The organism is Mesobacillus campisalis (assembly GCF_000986785.1).
Lineage (GTDB): Bacteria > Bacillota > Bacilli > Bacillales > Cytobacillaceae > Mesobacillus_B > Mesobacillus_B campisalis.
Genome location: NZ_LAYY01000004.1, coordinates 193,703 through 215,122, shown reverse-complemented (window position 1 = coordinate 215,122; position 21,420 = coordinate 193,703). Strand labels below are relative to the sequence as shown.

Sequence of the window (21,420 nt, the reverse complement as noted above, 5' to 3'; positions counted from 1 at the left end):
TTGATATGTTATATAACTGATATTTTAAATAGACGTCAGAATCCTAACTAAAACCCACTGTAATACATTTTTTTCACAATATATTCTTATTCGCCCTACCCACCAACCCAGCAGGCATTTCCTCTCTCAACCTCCAAATAAAACTCATTGGTTTATTTCCGGAGTGGCTGATGTAGTCGGCTGTTCCTAAGAAGGTAAAAGGTGCGGTAAGGCCGCTTTGTTGTTTGTATTCTCGAACGAATAGAGCGATTTGGTGATTGTTTTTTCTGTGATGAATGTACCGCTGTGCAGTTGGACTTGTTTCGGTTACTTTGCTTTGGGTTTGCCAGTGAAAAAGGGTATCACTGATAGCATAGTCCTCATATAGTGTCGATGGCGAGAAATCCTTTTCTGACTTATTTAAGGTAATGAAGAAGATATCTAGATTTTTATCCGGGAAGTACTTGACTCCTTCGCGGAAAGCTGGTGTTTGCTCTTCATTGTAATATCCTAGTGCTGCAAGTACCTGTGTGGTCGAATAGCTGCAATGGACTTTTAATGGAGAAGGGAATGGAAAATCGTTCTCAATCTCCAAGGTTTCAAGCGATTCATATAGGTAACTAAGGATTGCAAGGATCTCGTTTTCAAAATCAACATTCGACAGGACTTGTTGTACGCCTTCCTCAATAGATCCTAGTCCTTCTTTTTCTGGGTTGTCTTTATAGAAGGAGTAATAAAACATGTTCAGCATTAACTTCTCTTCCTCGCTCCTTACCACGCCTTCTTCTATATAGGTAATCAAGAATCGCAGCATGGTGCTCGAATCCAAGAAAAAAAGGTTCTGAAGCCGTTTGGTCACAATGTCCTCGTGCTCCCAGGTAAACTCTTTTTTTAATCCCGCTTCGACTAGCATGCGGGTGAAGCTGCGATTACGACTTTTTCCATAGAAGTCGTAGAGCGAAAGACGATAATGATTTAGGAAGTTCCCTAAAGTTAGTTCGAGACCTGTATCCTGGGTAAAATATTTCATCCTTGCAATCAGGTTGCTTTTCGTATTGGTGCTTGCTTTGATGTTCCGCAGAATATATTCCTTTGCCTGCTTCTCTAACTGAATAAAGCTCCCTTTCGGCAAATTGAAAAAGCCATTTTCCACATAGTATTGTACGGAATGCTTTGTTTTCCCGATTAATGCCCTGAACTTGTCTTCAAAAGTGTAATTTTTATGGGCTTGGCCGACAAAGTCTAAGACTGTAAGGCATTCTTTTCCTTCCGCTAACCTTAGCCCGCGACCTAGCTGTTGAAGGAAAACGGTCAAGCTTTCCGTTGGACGCAGGAACAAAATTGTATTTACCTCCGGAATATCAATTCCCTCATTATATAAATCAACGACGAAAATAAAGGTTAGCTGGCCAGATACAAGCTTCCCTTGTGCTTCTCTCCGTACTTTAGGATCGATATTCCCATACAGGGCCACGGAGGGAATGCCAGCTTGGTTAAAACAATCCGCCATATACTTGGCATGCTCAATTGAAACACAAAAGCCTAGTCCTTTGACGTCTTCTATAGCAGTTACATATTTATAGAGACTGTTTACAATTTGGCTGCTCCTCCTTGTATTGGCTGTATATACATTTTCCAGTTCACGGATTTCATAGCCTTTTCTGCCCCATTTTAGCTTCGAAAGGTCGACAGTGTCACTCACACAAAAATATTGGTACGGACTAAGCAGCTTACGATTAATAGCTTCCGTAAGGCGCATTTCGGCCGAGATGGTGTCATTGAAATACGAAAGAACATTTTTACCGTCCATTCGCTCTGGGGTAGCCGTTAATCCAAGTAAGATTTTTGGTTGATAATGGCATAATAACTTCTGGTACGAATCAGCTGCTGCGTGGTGAAACTCATCCACTATAATAAAATCGTAGTAGTCTGGAGTGGTGTGCTGATTCAGTTTCCGGCTATTAAAGCTTTGTATGCTTACAAATAGATGGTCAAGGGATTCAGGCTGGTAAGAGCCAACTAGCATGTCCCCAAAATTCGGGTCTTTAAGGATCACCCGGAACGTATCCAGGCTTTGTTTTAAGATTTCTTCTCTATGAGCGACAAATAACAGCTTGGCGTTATTTTTATTAGTGTGTTTAAATCGCTTATAATCAAAAGCAGAAATGACGGTCTTCCCTACCCCAGTGGCTGCAACAAGCAGGTTTCTATTCCGGCCAAGCACTTCTCTGTCTACCTGCAGCTTCTCCAGAATTTCCTTTTGGTAATGATAAGGCTGAATGTCAAAAAGGATAGAGAGGTTGCTCTCTTCCGCTTTCTTTTTTGATAACGCTAGTGTTAACTGTTCACGGTCTAATTGGTCGTTGTGATCAAAAGGTTTAAATTCGGAATCATTCCAGTAGCTTTCAAAGGTTGCCTCAAATTTGCGAATGATATCAAATGAGTCTTTTTCGGTGACCTTCATATTCCACTCCAACCCTGCAGTTAACGCTGGATTAGATAGGTTGGAGGAACCAATATAGGCCGTGCTGAATCCTGTTTCTCTTTTAAATAGATAGGCCTTGGCATGCAGCCGTGTGCGTTCTACATCATAGGAAATCTTAACTTCTGTATTTGGCAGCTTGCTCAATTCTACAATGGCCTTGTAATCAGTCGCCTCCATATATGAGGTGGTGATGACTCGGAGCTGTTTATCTGGTTGGGAAGTGAACGTCTTCAACTCCTCGATGATGCAGCGAAGACCACTCCATTTAATGAATGAAACCAGCATATCAATCCGGTCAGCGGATAGAATTTCTTTTTTTAGCTCTCCCAGCATATTGGGTTCATAGCTAGAGCCTGTAAACAGGGAGCTTTGCGAAATCGGTGTAACTGGCCGGACGACTTCTCCTTTACGGATACTTCGGATTGAGTTCATTTTCGAATAAATGGAAGTGAGGATTTCTCCTTCCTCATCGATTTGCAAGGCCTCGAACTCTTCGTCATCCAATCGTTCACTGAGAACTTGAATGATCTCATTACAAGTTCTGATTTGGTCCATGAGCGCTTGGTTTCCATCGCTCTCATTATCTCGGACGAACTTTAAAGCTTTTCTGGTAATCGCAGATATATAGGTGGAAAGGAGCTTTCTCGCTTCCTCAGGATCGATTTGGTCAGTGCCGATTTCGAATTCTTCAATGTCGAGGGTTTCTAGTTCTTTTTTTAGTTGTTGGTTGATAATTTCCTCGTAGATTCCTTGTTTCATGTGAACACCTCGGGGTGGGTTTATTGATTTTATTATAACAAATCTTGGAAGGGTGATTTTAGTGGGCTTGGTTTTTAGTTTTCATTCCTTTTCGTTTCGGGTATAATATAGATATAAAAGCACATATATTAAAAAGACCGCTGGTGCTCGAACACCAACGGTCAGTGCAATAGAAGGTTCCCTTCAAGGGGGACAGCTTTAAGATGGGAATAATCCACCTATGCCTCCAAGCTTAAGGGTGGATTATTTTCTTTGGTTAAATGACAATATCGCAATGACTAAGCTTGCAAACGTACATGCAAACATTAATGCTTCGAATACCGTCACAGCACCACCCCCTTTCATTTGGGGATGAGCTGACCACCCTTAAGTTTCCTATTCTATTGCTTCTTAATTATACCATAGATAAACGAACATATGATCTTTCTCATCCAATGTAGAGTGGTATCAATTAAAATTCCTATCCAGCCAATGATTTCTACATACTTTATATTTTATCCTAGTCGACCCACGAATGACGCTGAAGAATCGTTCCGTCGCTTCTAATTTCTCCCTTCACCCTTAATTGCTCACCTTCACCCCCTGCCCCCTCTTCTCCCGCTCCTCTTTTACAGTATCCAGATATTGAGTAAACTCCGACACACCTGAATAGGACAGACAAAGATATTCTTTTGCTCTGGTCATGCCGATATAGAAGAGTGACACTTCCCGTTCTTTGTCTTCTTCTAACGGAAATGGCATCGAATCGACATTAACGATAAACACGGCTTGAAAATCCAGTCCTTTGCTGCTGTCGATTGTACTTATTTTGACGCGGTTATCTTCTTTTTCAAACGACCGTTTCGAATTTTCGTTTTCGGTAATCCAATAGAAAGGCAGGTCTGCAGCTGCCAAGGTCCGTTTAATAGTGTCAATAATATGGTGCTTGTGGGTTTTCTTGACACGGTAAAGGATTAGCATTTCATGCAGGGGCACATTTCGTTGTTGATGAAGTTTCTGAATCATCCTGGCCACCAGCTGCATCTCTTCCGGAAAGTTCTTCGCCTTGAGTATTCCAGGCTCCGGACCTTTCCGCTTGGTACTTTGAGGTGCAATAATTTCCCCTTCTAAATCCCGATTGACCACTTTCTTTTTAAACATCGAATGCTTACGGTAAAAGTCCCAGGCAAACTTTACGATTTGCTTTGTATTTCGGTAATTGATGGAGAGAACCTTTGACCGTCCCTGAAAGCTAAGCCCAGTATCCTGGACGAGAGAGCGTTTCCGTTTATAAATGCTTTGGGCCCGGTCTTCCACTAATAATAGAGATTGGGTATTTTCGTTCAATACTGAACTGACTAGACTAAGCCAATCCGCTTCAAAATCCTGACCCTCATCAATTAAAATTGCATCATAGGTAGGAAGAATGGCTTCTTTGTTCTTGAGTTTTTCCAGAAGCACAGGGATTTGGCGCTCATGGATCCTCAAATCATTCTTTAACCAAGAGTGAAAATTTCGGACCAGAATATTCTTGCTGCTCGCAGCGTTTTCAGGCTTCTCGGCGGAAAAATCGAAATCAAATAAATCCTCTGGTTCATTGAGCATGTGCAAAATCATTTGCTGAATAGAGTTAGAAAGTGAAATGTTATAGCAAAGAATCAGGATTTTCCAATCAGGATGCTGCTTTGCCAGCATCTTTGCCCTGCTCGCCAGGATAATGGTCTTCCCGCTTCCTGCCACCCCGCGAATTAGACGGTTTTTGTCCCCAATTTGCTTGGCTAGGTTTTCCTGGTGGAGGTCCATGGTTTTGATATCATGCAGAGACAGCAGCAGCTGATCCTGATATGGAACCGGCGGCTTGAACTCCGCACTGATCCGAACCTCGGGAAACAGATGATAGCGGATTGCATTGATGTCTTCAAAGGATAGTGGTTCACGCAGTCGGTAAGGGACGACAAACATGTTGAGGATCTTTTCCATGAGAATCTCTTCCGAAAAGCTCTCCTTATCTGGATCAATTTCATCTCTTGTCAGGCAAAATTCGGGAGCAATCACGGAATACAATCCTTCTTCAATAAATTCTTTAGAGTAGAGCCGGGTAAAAACAACGCCATGTCCATAAGGAAATTTCAGCTGGAATTTATATTTCCCTTCCAGTTGAACCAGGTTTTTATCTCTTTTCAGTACGTCCACCACATGAAACATATTATCCCTTGCCTGTTTCAACGGGCTTTTTTGGACAGACTGCACCCCGTTGGAAGCGACAATATGCCATTCCTCATGATTGACTTGCAGCAAGGTGTTCTTTGTATAATCTTTTACTTCTATAACAACGATTCCCAACTCTGGTCCAATAATCACAAAATCAGGCCGTTTTCCTAATATCTCAGGTTCATAGTAGACAATATAATCATCCGGCAAATAGTTTTTAAGGGTGCGGAAAAATAGCCGTTCTCCAGCAGTAACCGAGGACCTAATATTATCTGGTATCGTAATCGCCATAATATACGCTCCACGTGTCATTTTCCTTTATTATACTACAACAATTTAGTTAATTCTCCAAAATTATACATTTATTGATAACAAACTTCCTATTCCTCCTGGATTATGAATCCCCTACGTCTGGGGTTTTTAGGTAAATCTATCCATAAAATGTAATTTAGCTATTGTTTTTCCAAGAGATTCTTTTGATAATAGTAAGAAAGGAACAATTGATAGTGAAGTGAAACCATGCTTAAGGGGATTATCGGAAAGTTTTTTAAGCCCGCTCAGGATGCCAATCAAAAGACGTACAGCCAATCAGAAATAGAGGCTTTGGTGGATGCCAAGGTAAAGGAACACACGGCCTCTTTGCAATCCTCATTAGCCGAACAAGCCTCGGCCTCACAAGTTGAAGCGGATGAAGATTACACTCTATCACCAAAACAAATCGATTATGCGCTCTCTATAATTGAAAAGGTCAATGGTGAATTTGAACTGGCCATTGAACCATCGCAGCTGACCATAAAGGATTTGAATCGCCTGATCGCCTATCAGCGGTATAAAAATAAAGGGACGCTTATTAATCTTGTGAAAAAAGGTGTGTTGAGGAGGAAATAGCCGGACATGCTCCTCTGTTCCTGGGGACATGGGAAAGACAGCATAAGGGGGACTGGCTGCAAGGTTTTGTAGTAGAGTAGCACACAGCAAGAATAAATCCATCTAGGCTATGGCAAAGGTGGATTATTTTTGTTTAATAGATTTTTAAACTTCTTTTAAAATCAGTAACAAAGACAGGAGTTTTTGTCTTAGAGATTACTTTGATTTGACCATTGGTAATGTCCAATTCTATCCTTCTAGCGTCTGTAGTAATACAAATGAAAAGACCCTTTTCAGACCCCTGTGTTACATAATTCAAGGAAGTATCAAAAACAAGACGGAGATAACAATTTATATAAATCTCCCTACTTCTTTGGTGTGAATCATTATAAACATTAGATTCAGAGAAACGAATCCGGGATGCCTGCCTTACTGCAATTACCTTTTCGAATTGGAAATCATTATACAAGTGTACTTCAACATTCTTTTCAAACATCATTCCCTTGTCAGTTACGGCTTTGAATAAATTCTCATTTACCATTTGGACTTGAACAGCCCTGAAGTCGTAGTAAAGGTATAAATATTCCTTTACGTAATTAAACAAAATGTCTCTTTTGTCCAAGCTATTACTACTCATTCAATTATCATTCCTTTTAAGCTTTATAGAGACTTTTTTAAACAATCGGAATCATCAAATACTAACCTCAATGACCGACTAACTCAAAGTGAACTACTATTCTAAGAAATTTTTAGGAACTCTTTTTTTCTTTGTTACCATACTTCTTTTAGAGGCACATTGATGAATTTCCCTTTATTTCTGAAAAAGAGATGATTATCAACTAAATATTGATACCATTCTTCTTTTGGCATGTGTTGTAATGCCGAGGTTCCATACGGATCTGTAATGACATCTATCCTGTTTCTTACAATTTCGAACTTATTGGATACGGTCTTATCCAGAAAGTTAATCATTTGTTCAAAAGAAGGTATAACTATTCCTGATTCAGCAATATCTTCATAACTATTTTCGATGATAAGATCAAATTCTGGTCTTTTTAATCTCTTCATGGTCTCCATCCCCTTTGCACTGAAATTTCAATTGCTTTATCCTGACTATGATTTCTATTTGACTCGTTTCATCTTTGGTTTAAAGCTTAATCCTTGCTGCTCCATCATTTTATCCAATTTCTGTTCGACTCTTTCAAGTTGGTTATAATAGGGCCTCAATCCATTCATAATCTCTTGCCTGCCTTCTTCTCTTAAACTTTCCTCGAATGCATGAATACCTCCAGCCAATTTTTGCTTGTGTAATAAATGGGCAGTTCCTCCCACTTTTCTGTCATTTTTACTTATATGAAAATTAGACTTCATGATTTTCATCCTCCTCTATAAATTTTTCAATATCGATATAATGTATAACATCAGGTAAGGGAGCATGCTTTTTTACCTTGTCGGACCATAACTCACACATACCTGCAGCTTCAAATAGCCTTTGAAACTTATTTTGCTTTTTGACAAAACTCCCAATTTCATTCATCTTGGTATGAAAATCCAAATTCTTATAAGATGAGCTTGCATTTTCCAAATAACTGGACACCTCATTTGAAATGGCACGTTTAATATACAAATCAGGAATAACGAAAGCACTTTTGATATCCAACAGGACTTCTGCATACATACCTAATTTAAACTTTAACAATCGCTTATAATTTTTGGAAAATCTGCTTATGCTAAAATCCGTTTGCTTTAATAATGCATCAATATAAACGCCCAGATCCTGTACTGTTGAAAGAATACTCTTTCCGGTAAAAAAATCGTCCTTGAACGTCTTTTCTATTTCTACGGATTGCTCGTATCTTTTCTTCTTTAATTCATGTTGCAATGCCCTTTTATCCAGTTTTAAATAAATACTGCTGTGAGACATAAGAATTCGGTATTTCTTAAAGTAATCCATATTTACCTTTTTTTCTTTATTCAAATAGTCAGTTCTATTTAGATTCTTAAGCAAAATTCCTAACAAATGATTGGAAATAAATGATAAGGTATCTGCTTGTTCGTGAACGAAATTAACCGCCGAAACGATTTCATTATAGCTGCTGTTCTGATTTATTTTTAATGTTCCTCCGTCACTGAGTATCTTTTTGGCCGTATTATAGGAGTCCCAGTCATGATTTGGATTATTTTTATCTCTATAATGTGGATCAAACATTAAATCTAAATGCATTCGATACCAATCGTTAAAAATAGATTGTTCTTTTGCTAAGTAATCCAATCCATGGAGATAATGAATAAAATTTAATATTTGCGTTCCTCGAATCGTTTTGTATGGATATGGCTTCATCTTCCTCCTCCATTCCTTTTTCTTAATTTTACCTAAAAAATAAACCATAAAAAGGGGTTGGGACATCATGTGGGAATTTTCCCACAAAATGTTAGCATTGCCGTATACTTGTGCATGATGCTGCGCTACATCTCCGGATTATTACACACAACCTTAAGGTTTTTTTATCTAAATAAACAAATGGAGGCTTAAATCATTACAGGATTCACCAGTTTGATTTAAGCCTTCTATAATTATATTGTTTTTAAATTAGCAATCCCCACAATGTTTACCATTAGTTTCCAATGCATTTACCAATGGAGGTATCGTCAAGATGTGTAGATTACATCATTAAATAATAAACGCCTAATCCCTCCTTATTTTTAGCGAGAAATTAGGCTTATGATTTTAAACTAAAGCACCATATGAGTTTTAGTACATTGCTTCACAAACTTTGGGAACATTTAGACTGTTTCCTCCTAAAAATAATAAAACTAACAATAAGTCCTACAATAACGGCTATCACAGTTTTTATAACAAAATTATTAAGAAGTCCGGCAATCACATATCCCTTAAACTTTTGCCATAATGTTGTTTCTGGAACCCAATCAATAACGTAGCCTACACCTAATATTGAAGGAAGACTGATTAATACATAAACAATAACAAAAGTAAGTAAAAATGCTTTTAGGTTCAATACATTAGCAAACCTGCCCCGTTCGTACAAGAAGAAAAAAAGACTTTCGCAGCAGTCCCCGTCTTTAACTCTTGCACCCGTTTTACACTCTTGATGCCATCTGGCTTAATACTCAAGCTATTGAAAGAAATCCGATTGCTTGTTCCTTATTGAAATCGCGGGTCCCCCGTTAAACTTTTTTGTCACCTTTAACTAATATTTCACCAGTGACACGTTGTCTTTTAACAAAAAAGTAACCAATAAACGGGAAAATTGAACATAATGAAGGTAATAAACACTGTTAAGATTTTGGCCCTAATACAATTATCACCAACATAATTTTATTTAGTTAATAAATAATAATAAGGTAATAACATCAAGGGGGTTGAGGATATGCAAAAACAACGAATATGGCTGTCACTGCTCGCATCCGCAGGAATCGGCGCAGCAGCTTTTTATAGCATGAATCGAGGGAATAACGTTGGACAAGTTGCGAAAAATTTTGTCCCACTTGTTACAGGAATAAGCGGCCAAAATCAAAAAGGCCAGTAACCAGCCGGATCATATGGATTGTAAGTCCACACTTTCCATTAAATACATCACAGCCCAAATTTATTTTTGGGCTGTGATGTTACCTACTTTTTAAAATGTATGCTCTTAGTAGCTCCCTAAGATCGACGCACGCTTTTTCTTTATTTTGCCCTACTAAAGCAAGAACCAGCAACAGCCCCAGGTGGTAAAGCATTGCTCAATCCAATATTTATACCGATAAACATCAGAGTCCCAACCAACAAGATCAACAATAAACTGTCCGATTATCTCCAGTTTATTTTTAATTAAGTTACAAAGTCTTATTCAGTTATACATTTCCAGCACCTTAAATATCAGTTAAAGTCGAGGATTTCTTTAATGGTTTGCGCGCTACATTTTTAATGATTTGAAATTAAAATAATATAAAATTTACTATTAAGAGGTAATAAAATGAACTCCTTTTTTTCCTTTCACTCAAAACAAGAATCATTTCGCCTTTTTTCAGGTGAACACTTATTAACAATGGGAATTATCTTAACTCTCTGCATACTTTCCGTTTTCTTTAGAAAGACCTTTCAGGAGGGGAGTAAAGATCGGCTTATTCGTTTTTCTTTAGCATTTCTATTAGTGTTATCTGAAAGTTGTTATCATGTATGGCTTTTAAGCGAGAATGAATGGTCAGTTAAAACTGCTCTACCGCTTCACCTTAGTGACCTTGCTGTATTTCTGGCTATCATAATGTTGCTAAGAAATAATTGCAAACTACTTGCATTTATGTATTTTGCTGGGTTGGCTAGTTCTATTCAAGCAATACTTACTCCAAATCTTGGACATTTTTCATTTCCTCATTTTCGATATGTCCAGTTTTTTGTATCGCATGGAACTGTACTGCTAGCCATTTTGTTTATGGTTGTTTCATGTAAATTTAGGCCGACCATTCGTTCAATTTGGACCACCGTTTTAATTGTAGACTTTTATGCTGCATGCATTTTTCTCTTAAATAAATGGTTGCGGGCGAACTATCTCTATATCATGCATAAGCCAGGGAATACTTCTTCACCTTTAAATTATCTTGGTCCATGGCCGTGGTATCTATTTTCGATGGAGTTAGTGATGATCATAGGCTTTTATATTTTGTATAGTCCGTTTTGGTTTAAAAGGCGATGAATCGGATAGAAGCGGTTCCATACATAATTTGCTGACCAATTATAAATATCAAAGGGAATATTATGTGTACAACTAAAATTGTAATTCACTAATTTTCCTTCCTTAACTAAACTCCGTTTGTTCAATAAAGGATTCAACAAAAAAAGGCGGCTAATCCTTCTGGATCAACGCACCCGCTAGTTTAAGTAGAATTCTACACAATCTCTTCTACACCTTAATATACTCAATTTAAAAGTGTTGCTCCAGAATCTTGATTGATTAGAAAAAGACGCCTCCTTGTTAAAGAAAAGCGCCCGATTGTTGAGCAAGTGCTTCGTTAGTTTTTCAGTATGGATCTCACATATATTCAACGTTGCTTGTTATAAACCCCGAATGTAGGACATGGTCTTAGTTCTCCTTCTACAAACTTTATCCATGTCTTTTATTTCTACTTGATAAACCCCTAGTATGTTTTTTCGCTTTCTTATCATTCAATATCTATTTCAACGAAATCCGAATCCATGATGAAACGGAAAATGATGGAATCCATGGTGGAATGGAAAATGGTGGAACCCATGATGGAACGGAAAATGGTGGAACCCATGATGAACCGGAAAATGATGGAATCCATGATGAAACGGAAACCCAAAACCGTGACCGAATCCAAATTGACGATCTTCTTGAAATGGCAAATTCATTTTTAGTTCACCTCCTCTTTTTCTTATGCTATTCTCAGTGAATGTCCTAGGTATAGACATTTGTCACGGTTTTATAGTCAATCGAAGAAGAGCGATATCCGAATTCTAACGACCATTGTTAGACTTATCTTATTTTTTGTTTTTTATTTCTTCCACTAACCCCTATAGCTTAAAACGCATTCAACAAGCTTTTTCATTCATATTTGAACTTAGGTGGGCTATTAGGCATACATCCAACCAGAGCTTTGACCCTGAGCATAAACTGGTTAAAAGTCTAATTTAAATAAGGTGTGTATGTTCCATATTTATAACTACATTGCCTATCTTGTGTCCTTTCTCGACATATCTATGAGCTTCCACAATCTCATCCAGCGAATAATATCTGTCGACGACCACCTTTAACTTCCCCATCTCAACAAGTTCTTTAAGGAAGTTCAATGCTTCTGAGGTTTCAGGTGAATTTCGGCTTAATAATAGTCTCTTGCTACTCGTCAATTTAGTCCATAACATTTCAACACTTGGTAGCGGTTCAGTAACATTTATATAGGTGCCGTTATTCTTTAACAATTTCATACAAGCTGAAAAGGAACTCTTGTTTACCGCTTCGAAGATAACATCATATGTTTCGTCGGTACTAGAAAAATCCTCTACTGTATAATCAATTACATTGTCAGCTCCCAGAGATTTTACTAATTCCAAATTCGTGGTACTGCATACGCCTGTAACATTTGCTCCGAGATATTTGGCAATCTGAACTGCATAACTTCCTACACTTCCTGAAGCACCGTAGACTAAACCGATTGACCGCTCTTAACACCTGTTCTCCTCAGAAAATACAATGCTGTACGAGCTCCAATAGGAATCGCAGCTGCTTCGCCGTAAGTTATATTGGAAGGCTTAATAGCTACAGGTCCATCTTCCTCCAAACACTTATATTCGGCATAAGCACCAAATCCTGTCAAGGATGCTGCAAAAACTTGGTCTCCTTGCTTAAACCTTTTTACATTTTTACCAACTAACTCCACTTCGCCAGCTAACTCCATTCCTAATATCCCTTTTTTTGGTTTTCTCAAACCAAGAGTTATACGTGCAGGTAACCAGAAGGCCGGTGGAACTGTAAAACTTCGTGACCGAATATCTGCCACTGTTACGGTTGTGGCTTTTACCTTAACTAAGATTTCATTTTCTTTTGGAATAGGTTTTTGTACCTGTTTCAGTTCAAGAACATCGGGGGGACCGTACCTTGTGTACACAATGGCTTTCATTTATCCACCTCAAATTCGTTTTATTCCTTAACATAATACGAACATTGAGAATAAATAGACCGATAGTCCAATAACTGTCTTAAACTAATCTCCCGTCGTTCAATAAGAGGTTTAACAAAAGAGCGTTAGTCCTAGATTACCGCTCTTTTGAGTGATCAGTAGTATGTATGAATTAATTGAAATAAATCAAACGGCATTGACTTAAACTGAATGAGTATCAACGGAGTTGTTTAACAGAACCTTTAGTCAAGAAATATTCAGTAATAAACCACGGTATTTTTTTCTTTAATCGAACCAAGCCTATGGCATCCTTACCAATAGGATGGTAAAAACCAGGTTTTTCTTTTAAACATAGTTTTTTAATGATATTTGACACTTCAATTGGGTCCCCACCTTTTTCGAGCCCCATTTTTGAACCCTTTTGAGCAAATTCAATCATTGGTTTATAATCATCATGAACTTTTATTCCTTCTAATTCTTTTAGACCCTTTTCCCATATTGGCGTTTTGTAAGTACCTGGCTCAAGCAAACATACATGAACATTGAACGGAAGTAATTCCAATCTTAAAGATTCGCTAAAACCTCGCAGAGCAAATTTCGATGATGCATAAGGGGTTAAGCCAGGGAAAGCTAATGTCCCACTGATACTACCCATGTTAATAATTTTCCCTTTTCGGATTTCTCTCATATAAGGAATAAAAGTCTTGGTAACAGCAATCGTTCCAAAGAGATTGACATCAAATTGCTTTTTATAATCTTCCAGCGATATATCTTCAGCAGGACCACCCAATGAGTAACCTGCGATATTGACGACAACATCTATCGTTTTGTATGTTGAAAAAATATAATCTTTCACGTTTTCGATGTCTTTTTCGACTGTTATATCAAGTTTCACTACATTTACGGAGTTCTCAACTTTGTGTTTTATTGCTTCCGTTAAAACAATGTCTTTTTCTGATAAATATTGAACACCTGCAACGACTTGAAAACCTGATTTAGCAAGTTCAATAACTGTTGGTAATCCAAATCCGCCGCTTGCTCCTGTTATAAGAGCTATTTGTTTTGTCATGTTCATCCCCCCACACAGGGTTATTTTACCATTTACTTCAATTATCTTTTAAAACAAATTCATCAATTAATTAGGGATGGTTAATATCAAAAAAATGCCTTCATCCTTCTTGGATCAAAACATCCGCTAGTTGAACAAGGAATACTTACATTTCCAATGCTTCATATCCCTTTTTCTGATACCTTTCCATGCCTTTTTCTTCTTTAACCAAACTCTGTTTGTTCAATAAAAAATTCCACAAAAAAAACATTAATCCTCCCTGGGGATCAACGCTTCCGTTTGTTCCATTAGATACTTACATTTTCAATTCAAATACATCCTTATCTCCGTATAAAAATCGAAACCATCTTGTTAAACTAAACTCTGTTACTTTTAGTACATTTTTTCACAATAACTAAAAATGTGATCGGCAACAATCTGGCTTTTATTCAGAAGATACATTATTAAAAAGTAATTAAAAATTTATTCGGCGACTTGATTACCTTTCTAAGTCACTCCCCTAACATCCTTCTAACAAAAATACTCCCCTAAGTATGATTTACTATAAGGGGAGCATATTTTAGATTGTTATCTCTTTTCTACAGGCTGCTGACGATGCAGCACATGTTTCACGGCCCCAATATACTCGGCAAGTGCCCGCTGGCTTATGCCCGCTTGCGGTACAACGCCTTCAAAGCCGTGGTAGCACCCAGGGTATAAATGAAACTCAACATCTACTCCAGCCTGGCAAAGCTTTTGGACATAACTGAGTGTCTCATCACGGAATGGATCCAATTGTCCCACACAAGTATAGGTGTATGGAAGTCCAGATAAATCCGTTGCTCGGGAGGCTGCGGCATACGCCGGGACATTTTCTGTACCATTGATACCATTCAAATACATACTCCAGCCTTTTTGGTTCAAATCATGATTCCATATCATGTTGCCGGTAATCTCCAGACTGGAAGGTGTGTTGTTCCGATCATCAATCATTGGGTACAGCGGCATCTGGAAGCATAGCTCCGGACCCTTGCGATCCCTGGCGAGTAATGAAAGGGCTGCGGTTAAGCCTCCGCCCGCACTGGCACCTGCCACACCTATACATGAAGGGTCTACCCCTAAATCTGCAGCGTTTTCTGAGAACCACTGAAGAGCTGAATAGCAATCCTCCAGCCCCGCGGGATAAGGGTTTTCAGGGGCCAGTCTATAATCGACCGAGACAACGGTACATTTCCCTTCAGTGACAAATCTCTGGCACAATACATCATCCCCTTCAGGGACCCCTAACACATAACCTCCACCGTGAATCCATAATAATCCAGGCAGGAGTTCTGTTTTTTCCTTTGGCTCATAAATCCGGACCCGGACGGAAGGGTTATCTGCTGGGCCTTGGATCATCCGATTTGATATGGAAAGCGATGGGTCTACAGGTGTCTCAATTGATTGGGACATTTCATGCATAAACTGTCTCGTTGCTTCCACATTATCCAAATCAAGTGGCGGGAAAATGTCCAGTACTTCTCTTAACTCAGGATCGATTCTATTTTTCACAGCCAATTCACCTCTCGTATTTTTTTGCCAAGCGCTATTTAGAATGTATGCGTTTACATTTTGTGGTATCTCTAATTCTTTTAAAATTTAAACAGTTAAGCCTCCATCCACAGTCACAATCGAACCATTCATATAACTAGCTTCATCGGATGCTAGAAAGGATACAACATTCGCAATTTCTCAGGGGAGGCTGGTCTCCTTAACGGCCCGTTTTGAATTGGGTCGGACATATCCATATCCTTCGTCATATTTGTCATTACCCCTCCCGGACAAATAACATTGATCCGGATTCCCTTAGGCCCATATTCCTCAGCTGCTGTCTTGGTCAAACCTACCACACCATGTTTGCTTGCTGAATATCCTCCTAAAAACGGTGTACTTTGAACTCCCGCTGTTGATGCTGTGTTGATGATGACCCCTGATTGTTGTTCTTCCATTACCTTGATGACGTATTTAAGCCCTAGAAAGGCTCCCTTTAAATTGACCGCAATAATCCGGTCGAAGTTCTCCTCGCTATAATCTGCCAGAAGGGATGGAGTCCCCATAATTCCGGCATTATTAAAGAAAACATCAATCCTTCCATATCTTTCTTTTACGAAGGATACATATTTCTGGACATCCACAGTGCTTGAAACATCTGCTTGGATATAGACTCCTTCTCCCCCTTGTTCTTTTACAAGAGAAAGGGTTTCTTCTCCACCTTTTTCATCGAAATCGACCAAAGCAACGAACGTTTTTTGATTAGATAGCTTTAAACTGGCAGCCCTGCCAATCCCACTTCCGGCTCCCGTAATGATGGCTACACGATTCTGCGTCATCATGTCCTCACTCCAATTCCTTCATCATCATTTGATCGTCTTTACGCCAGACAATGTAAAACCTTCGTATCCCGAATCGGCCACCTCATTGCATTTTTGTTTGTAGTTGAGAAACCCACCTAAATAGATAAGAAAGCTCCGCGGTTTCCCTTCAATATTCGCTCCCGTGTACCAGGAATCCGTTTTTACATACAGTGTCATTTCCGCTACTTCGCGGCAATGCCTGCTCCATTCTTCTTCTGCCTCCCTTGAAGCCTCCATGGTCTCGACACCGTTTTGGGACATGTACTCCAGGCAATCGGCAATCCAATCAATATGCTGCTCGATGGCCGTAGGCATATTAACGAGTACCGAGGGACTCTCAGGTCCAGTAATCATAAAAAAGTTTGGAAAACCTGCCGTCGCCAGTCCTAAATAAGTTCTAACACTCGCTCCATCTTCCCACTTTTCTTTGAGAGACACTCCATCCCTGCCGCGAATATCGATTTTGAACAAGGGACCTGTCATCCCGTCATAACCTGTTGCAAAGACCAGGATATCCAATTCATGTTCTTCTTCGCTTGTTCGCAGACCGTTCGGGGTGATTTCCTCGACGGGGCTTTTTTTGACATCCACCAACGTAACGTTATCGCGATTAAATGTCTCATAATAACCAGTGTCCAAAATGGGACGCTTTGTGCCAAAAAGATAGTTTGGCAGCAGCTTTTCTGCCGTTTCAGGATTTTTGACCGTTTCCCTAATTTTTGACCGGATAAAATCGGAGGCCGTTTTATTAGCCTCTTCGTTCGTAAATAAGTCATTATAGGTGGACGTAAAGGCAAATCCTCCCTCTTGCCATGCTTTTTCATATACCTTTATCCGTTCTTCCGGGGAGTCTTCAAGGGCAGAAACCTGGCCAAATTGAATCCCATTTCCGGTTGGGGTTTCGTGCATGATTCTTTTTATTTGTTCATAGTTATTTTTCGTTTTTTGAACAAACGCTGGATCATATAGATAGTTTCTTGCTGGGATTGTATACTGGGGAGTTCGTTGAAAGACGGTCAAATGCTCCGCTTCCTTGGCGATTTCGGGGATGGCCTGGACACCGCTTGAACCATTGCCGATCACGCCTACACGTTTGCCTCTAAAGTCCACTTTTTCCTGAGGCCATTTTCCGGTATGATACCAATCCCCCTTAAAGCGATCCAACCCCTTAAAATTGGGCAGGTTTGCGGCAGAAAGACATCCTGCTCCCGAAATGAAGAACTTCGCTGTCACACTTGTTCCATCGTTCATTTGAACTCTCCATCTGTTTGCTGCCTCATCATAATGCGCTGCCGTTATTCGGGTATTGAACTGTATGTCCTTGCGGAGATGAAATTTGTCAGCAACATAATTAAGATAACTCAGGATTTCCTTCTGCTCTGGATATTTGGATGTCCATGTCCACTCTTGGTAGAGCTCTTTCGAGAAGGTATAGTTATAATAAATACTCTCGATATCACACTTCGCCCCAGGGTAACGGTTCCAGTACCAGACTCCCCCGACCCCATCACCGGCTTCCACAACACGGGTGGTATAGCCCGCCTCTCTTAGACGGTAAAGCATGTATAATCCAGAAAAACCAGCACCCAGGACCACTGCATCCAAGTCATCAACCTGTTTTACTGTCATTCTTTCCCTCCTCTTGATTCGTTCACCATCTTACAGCTCAGCTTGAATTCTCCAAAGCATGTAAGGTGTGTACATTAAGGATACGTTCATTCTTAAATTTTGAATATTCCGTATTTTTAGAACACTATACTCCTTAATTTAGGGGGGGATTTATATCAAATTTGTACTCCTTTTATGATTAACACTCAAAATAGTTAGAATATTTTGTATAATATAGATATCAATTTTATCAAAAAGGGGATTTATATGGTCTCAAACTATACTATCCAACAAGCTATACAAGGACTAGAGGATATTGCTAGTCATGAGGAGCAGCTTTTTAAAGTTTTGGAAACTTATATGGCTTTATTCCCTGTCAAAAATTCTTATTTAGTCCGCTATTCCCCCATTGGGTATCTGGCTGAGGGGGTCATTTATCTTTCCGAAACCGAGGGTGTACATATAGGAGAAATTCGTGAAGATATTCGTTCCTTCCCCCTTATCTATTCAGCGATCAATGAAAAGAAGGCCAAATACTGCAAGGGAGTAGAATACCTTAAACAAGTCAGCATTAAATATACCATCCCTTCTACCATGAACTCTTTGCTGGTTGTTCCCATTTGCTGCGGTTCATTCGTGTTCGGTTACATTTGCAGTTCTGACTTTGAAGAGGATACCCTAATCGATGATCAGCTTTTATCCTCCTTTACCGATTATGGGAAATTAGTAGGAAAAATGTTAACAAGTACGGAAGAACGCCAGGCAGCAAGACTTTTAAGCAGAAGAGAATTAGAAGTAATGAGAAGAATCGCCTTGGGAGAAAGCACTAAGGAAATGGCGAGTACGATGAACATCAGTGAATTAACAATCAATCAGTATGTTAAAACAGCCGTAAAAAAACTTGGAGCGAAAAATCGTTCCCATGCTGTCGGAGAATTGTTCAGGAGAGGAATTCATTTATAGAATTTCTGCTCATTAATTCTCACAAGTGCACGGCCTTGCTCGAATGGTCCCCATAGAGATTTGCTTATAAAACAGGAAGATATCCTTCTATTTTTATATAGATATATTTTTAATTCAAGGCACTTTATTTGAATGTGATCAAGAAAAGATTTATTATTAATTTGTTTAGTAAATATACAAATTAATAATTGTACATGGAAAGTGGCTTTTAAATTGAAATTGGCTTGAAAGGAGAAATTAACATGGGAAAACTAGATGGAAAAGTTGCGATCATTACAGGGGCAGCACAAGGCATGGGTGCGATGCATGCTCGCAAATTCGTGGAAGAAGGCGCAAAGGTAGCGATTACCGACCTTAACCTTGAAGGTGCCCAACAACTCGCAGATGAGCTTGGAGAAAACGCAATCGCTCTTAAATTGGATGTTGCGAATGAAGAAAATTGGATTGAAGTTGTCGCAAAAACAGAAGAAACATTTGGTCCTATCAACGTTTTAGTCAACAACGCGGGAATTGGGATCTTCAAAACATTGGAAGAACTGACTGTTAAAGACTTTGAATTAACCTTTAAGGTAGATGAGCTAGGTGTCTTCCTCGGAATGCAAAAAACATTGCCTTCGATGAAAAAAGCTGGTGTAGGTTCGATTGTCAACATTTCATCCGTAGATGGTTTGGTGAGTGCGCCAACGGCTATCGCCTATAGTGCTTCCAAACATGCTGTGACTGGTATGACGAAAGGTGCGGCGGCTGAGCTTGGACAGCATAACATCCGTGTAAACTCTGTCCACCCAGGAATTATCAAAACCCCTATGGCTGACCAGCCGGATGTTGAAGAATATCTAAAGCAGCTTGAACAGGATATTCCACTGAGAAGAAGAGCAGAGGTTGAAGAAGTTTCTAATTTGGTTGTCTACCTCGCTTCTGACGATTCTAGCTATTCAACTGGAGCTCAATTCGTTGTCGATGGCGGTATGATTTCCGATCTATAATGTGATTCGACCTAACCAGATTAATAAGCTCTTTTACAAAACAACCTTTTGGTTTTCATTGCTTCCCGTTTCGGGTATAATAAAATCACATAAGCACATATATTAAAAAAGACCGCTGGTGCTGTAACACCAACGGTCAGTGCAATAGAAAGTTCCCTGCAAGGGGGACACCTTAAAAAATGGGAATAATCCACCAGGCTGCCAAGCTCAAGGGTGGATTATTTTCTTTGGTTAAAGGACAGGATTGCAATGATGAAGCTTGCAAACGTACATGCAAACATTAATGCTTCGAATACCGTCACAGCACCACCCCCTTTCTTTTGGGGATGAGCTGACCACCCATGAGTTTCCTATTCTATTGCTTTTTTATTATACCACATAAATACGAACGTAAGTTCTCTCTCTTTGTTTCTGTCTGACAGGACTAGTGAGGCAAGAGAACCGTCCACATGCCCCAAAATATCGGAGGACAAGCTTTGGATACGATTACTCATACACTATTTGGACTTTCTTTATATGGTACGGTTAATAAAGAAAAGATGGATCGCAGAACAAGAATGGCATATTTAGTCACCGCGGTTGGAGCAAGCCAGATTCCCGACATTGATGTCATTTCGCAACTTTGGGATACGGAAGGCTTATATCAAATGTGGCATCGTGGGCTTACCCATTCGATTTTTCTAACACCGTTATGGGCGGCCCTTTTTTATGTTCTGTGTTTGGTTTTCTTTAAAGTGAAAGATCGGCGATTGTTTTTCCTGGGATGGCTTGCATCTATTATCCATGTGACTAGCGATCTCTTTAATGCCTGGGGGACAGGCTATCTGGAGCCTTTTTCGCAAATGCGAATTACCTTTGGGACGATTCCGATTATTGATTTCGTTTTCTGGATTTTGATTGCCGGTGCTTATTTTTTATCCAGGAAGAAGCCGATTGGAAACAGGCCAGTTTATTTCCGGACTGCCTGGATCCTCATTGCTCTCCACGTTGCACTCCAAAGCTTCCAAGGCTATTATTTTCATCAAAAATACAGCCATGATTATGAGCAAGTGGCCCTATCAGCCGGTTTTATCCCAACTACCTTCCAGGTGATCACGAAACAAGATGAAAAAGTAACCATCTATGAAGACGGGATTTTCCAGCCGAAACAGACTCTGTATGTACTTGAATCCCGAGAGGATGCGGACCTGGACTATCTGTTCGCAAATAACCCAGCTGCCAAAACTCTTTACGAGTGGTCCCCATTTGTTGTCATTGTGGATGATGATGAACAAATCGGTGTTTATGATCCGCGATTTTATCGACAAGGACAATCTTTTCTATTTGAATCCTTTGATCGTTAACTGAAAAGTGCCAGCCACCATTCCTGGGAACTAGGATGGTGGCTGGCGCTTTTTAAATTAGAAACTATGATTCTTTCATTCAATAAAAGAGATTGAAAGTTTGGGGTTGAAGACCCGGATTTTTGTAAGCACCCGCTGGGAAAAATAAGCGGAGAAATTTCGC

The 21,420-nt window shown here is 39.5% G+C and carries 16 protein-coding genes and 2 pseudogenes; 6 read left to right on the top strand and 12 right to left on the bottom strand.

What is annotated here, in order from left to right:
* Positions 1-73: 73 nt before the first annotated feature.
* Positions 74-3,223, bottom strand: coding sequence for a DEAD/DEAH box helicase (locus WQ57_RS05455; protein WP_046522700.1), 3,150 nt, complete (start codon positions 3,221-3,223; stop codon positions 74-76).
* A 561-nt stretch (positions 3,224-3,784) separates the two neighbouring features.
* Complete coding sequence (locus tag WQ57_RS05450) at positions 3,785-5,704, bottom strand: 3'-5' exonuclease (RefSeq protein WP_046522699.1); 1,920 nt, start codon at positions 5,702-5,704, stop codon at positions 3,785-3,787.
* 228 nt (positions 5,705-5,932) lie between these two features.
* On the opposite strand from WQ57_RS05450, the gene WQ57_RS05445 reads away from it, so the two are divergent.
* A complete protein-coding gene (locus tag WQ57_RS05445; RefSeq protein ID WP_046522698.1) occupies positions 5,933-6,301 on the top strand; it encodes a hypothetical protein in 369 nt (122 codons plus the stop codon).
* Positions 6,302-6,434: 133 nt separating this feature from the next.
* On the opposite strand, the gene WQ57_RS05440 is transcribed toward WQ57_RS05445, so the two are convergent.
* The 4 genes from WQ57_RS05440 to WQ57_RS05425 form a co-directional block, all read right to left on the bottom strand.
* Complete coding sequence (locus WQ57_RS05440; protein WP_046522697.1) at positions 6,435-6,917, bottom strand: hypothetical protein; 483 nt, start codon at positions 6,915-6,917, stop codon at positions 6,435-6,437.
* Between the two features lie 134 nt (positions 6,918-7,051).
* The gene (locus tag WQ57_RS05435) at positions 7,052-7,348 is read right to left on the bottom strand and encodes a hypothetical protein (RefSeq protein WP_046522696.1); all 297 of its coding nucleotides are present in this window, start codon (positions 7,346-7,348) and stop codon (positions 7,052-7,054) included.
* Positions 7,349-7,402: 54 nt separating this feature from the next.
* Complete coding sequence (locus WQ57_RS05430) at positions 7,403-7,651, bottom strand: hypothetical protein (RefSeq protein ID WP_046522695.1); 249 nt, start codon at positions 7,649-7,651, stop codon at positions 7,403-7,405.
* Positions 7,641-8,621 carry a hypothetical protein gene (locus WQ57_RS05425; protein ID WP_156183056.1) on the bottom strand — a complete coding sequence of 327 codons (981 nt, stop codon included), beginning with the start codon at positions 8,619-8,621 and terminating at the stop codon, positions 7,641-7,643. The genes WQ57_RS05430 and WQ57_RS05425 overlap by 11 nt, the downstream gene beginning before the upstream one ends.
* 1,048 nt (positions 8,622-9,669) lie before the next feature.
* Between WQ57_RS05425 and WQ57_RS26515 the strand changes: the two genes are divergently transcribed.
* Both WQ57_RS26515 and WQ57_RS05420 read left to right on the top strand, forming a co-directional pair.
* Positions 9,670-9,828: a hypothetical protein gene (locus WQ57_RS26515; RefSeq protein WP_156183055.1), complete on the top strand. Its 159-nt coding sequence runs from the start codon at positions 9,670-9,672 to the stop codon at positions 9,826-9,828.
* Between the two features lie 429 nt (positions 9,829-10,257).
* Entirely contained in the window at positions 10,258-10,974 is a 717-nt protein-coding gene (locus tag WQ57_RS05420) for a YwaF family protein (RefSeq protein WP_046522693.1), read from the top strand.
* A gap of 466 nt (positions 10,975-11,440) precedes the next feature.
* Here WQ57_RS05420 and WQ57_RS05415 read toward each other — a convergent pair whose 3' ends face one another.
* The 6 genes and pseudogenes from WQ57_RS05415 to WQ57_RS05390 all read right to left on the bottom strand — a co-directional run bounded on the left by WQ57_RS05415 (position 11,441) and on the right by WQ57_RS05390 (position 17,986).
* Positions 11,441-11,620 carry a hypothetical protein gene (locus WQ57_RS05415; RefSeq protein ID WP_046522692.1) on the bottom strand — a complete coding sequence of 60 codons (180 nt, stop codon included), beginning with the start codon at positions 11,618-11,620 and terminating at the stop codon, positions 11,441-11,443.
* Between the two features lie 310 nt (positions 11,621-11,930).
* Positions 11,931-12,916: pseudogene (locus WQ57_RS05410) on the bottom strand (NAD(P)-dependent alcohol dehydrogenase).
* Positions 12,917-13,133: 217 nt separating this feature from the next.
* The gene (locus WQ57_RS05405) at positions 13,134-13,985 is read right to left on the bottom strand and encodes an SDR family NAD(P)-dependent oxidoreductase (RefSeq protein WP_046522691.1); all 852 of its coding nucleotides are present in this window, start codon (positions 13,983-13,985) and stop codon (positions 13,134-13,136) included.
* A 567-nt stretch (positions 13,986-14,552) separates the two neighbouring features.
* Positions 14,553-15,515, bottom strand: a complete 963-nt coding sequence (locus WQ57_RS05400; RefSeq protein WP_046522690.1) for an alpha/beta hydrolase — start codon at positions 15,513-15,515, stop codon at positions 14,553-14,555.
* Between the two features lie 87 nt (positions 15,516-15,602).
* Positions 15,603-16,336 (bottom strand): annotated as a pseudogene (locus WQ57_RS05395) (SDR family NAD(P)-dependent oxidoreductase).
* Between the two features lie 24 nt (positions 16,337-16,360).
* Positions 16,361-17,986: a flavin-containing monooxygenase gene (locus WQ57_RS05390; protein ID WP_046522689.1), complete on the bottom strand. Its 1,626-nt coding sequence runs from the start codon at positions 17,984-17,986 to the stop codon at positions 16,361-16,363.
* Positions 17,987-18,232: 246 nt separating this feature from the next.
* On the opposite strand from WQ57_RS05390, the gene WQ57_RS05385 reads away from it, so the two are divergent.
* The 3 genes from WQ57_RS05385 to WQ57_RS05375 all read left to right on the top strand — a co-directional run bounded on the left by WQ57_RS05385 (position 18,233) and on the right by WQ57_RS05375 (position 21,257).
* Positions 18,233-18,928: a response regulator transcription factor gene (locus WQ57_RS05385; protein ID WP_046522688.1), complete on the top strand. Its 696-nt coding sequence runs from the start codon at positions 18,233-18,235 to the stop codon at positions 18,926-18,928.
* A 242-nt stretch (positions 18,929-19,170) separates the two neighbouring features.
* Complete coding sequence (locus WQ57_RS05380) at positions 19,171-19,914, top strand: SDR family NAD(P)-dependent oxidoreductase (RefSeq protein WP_046522687.1); 744 nt, start codon at positions 19,171-19,173, stop codon at positions 19,912-19,914.
* Between the two features lie 476 nt (positions 19,915-20,390).
* Entirely contained in the window at positions 20,391-21,257 is an 867-nt protein-coding gene (locus WQ57_RS05375) for a metal-dependent hydrolase (RefSeq protein ID WP_046522760.1), read from the top strand.
* Positions 21,258-21,420 lie beyond the last annotated feature (163 nt).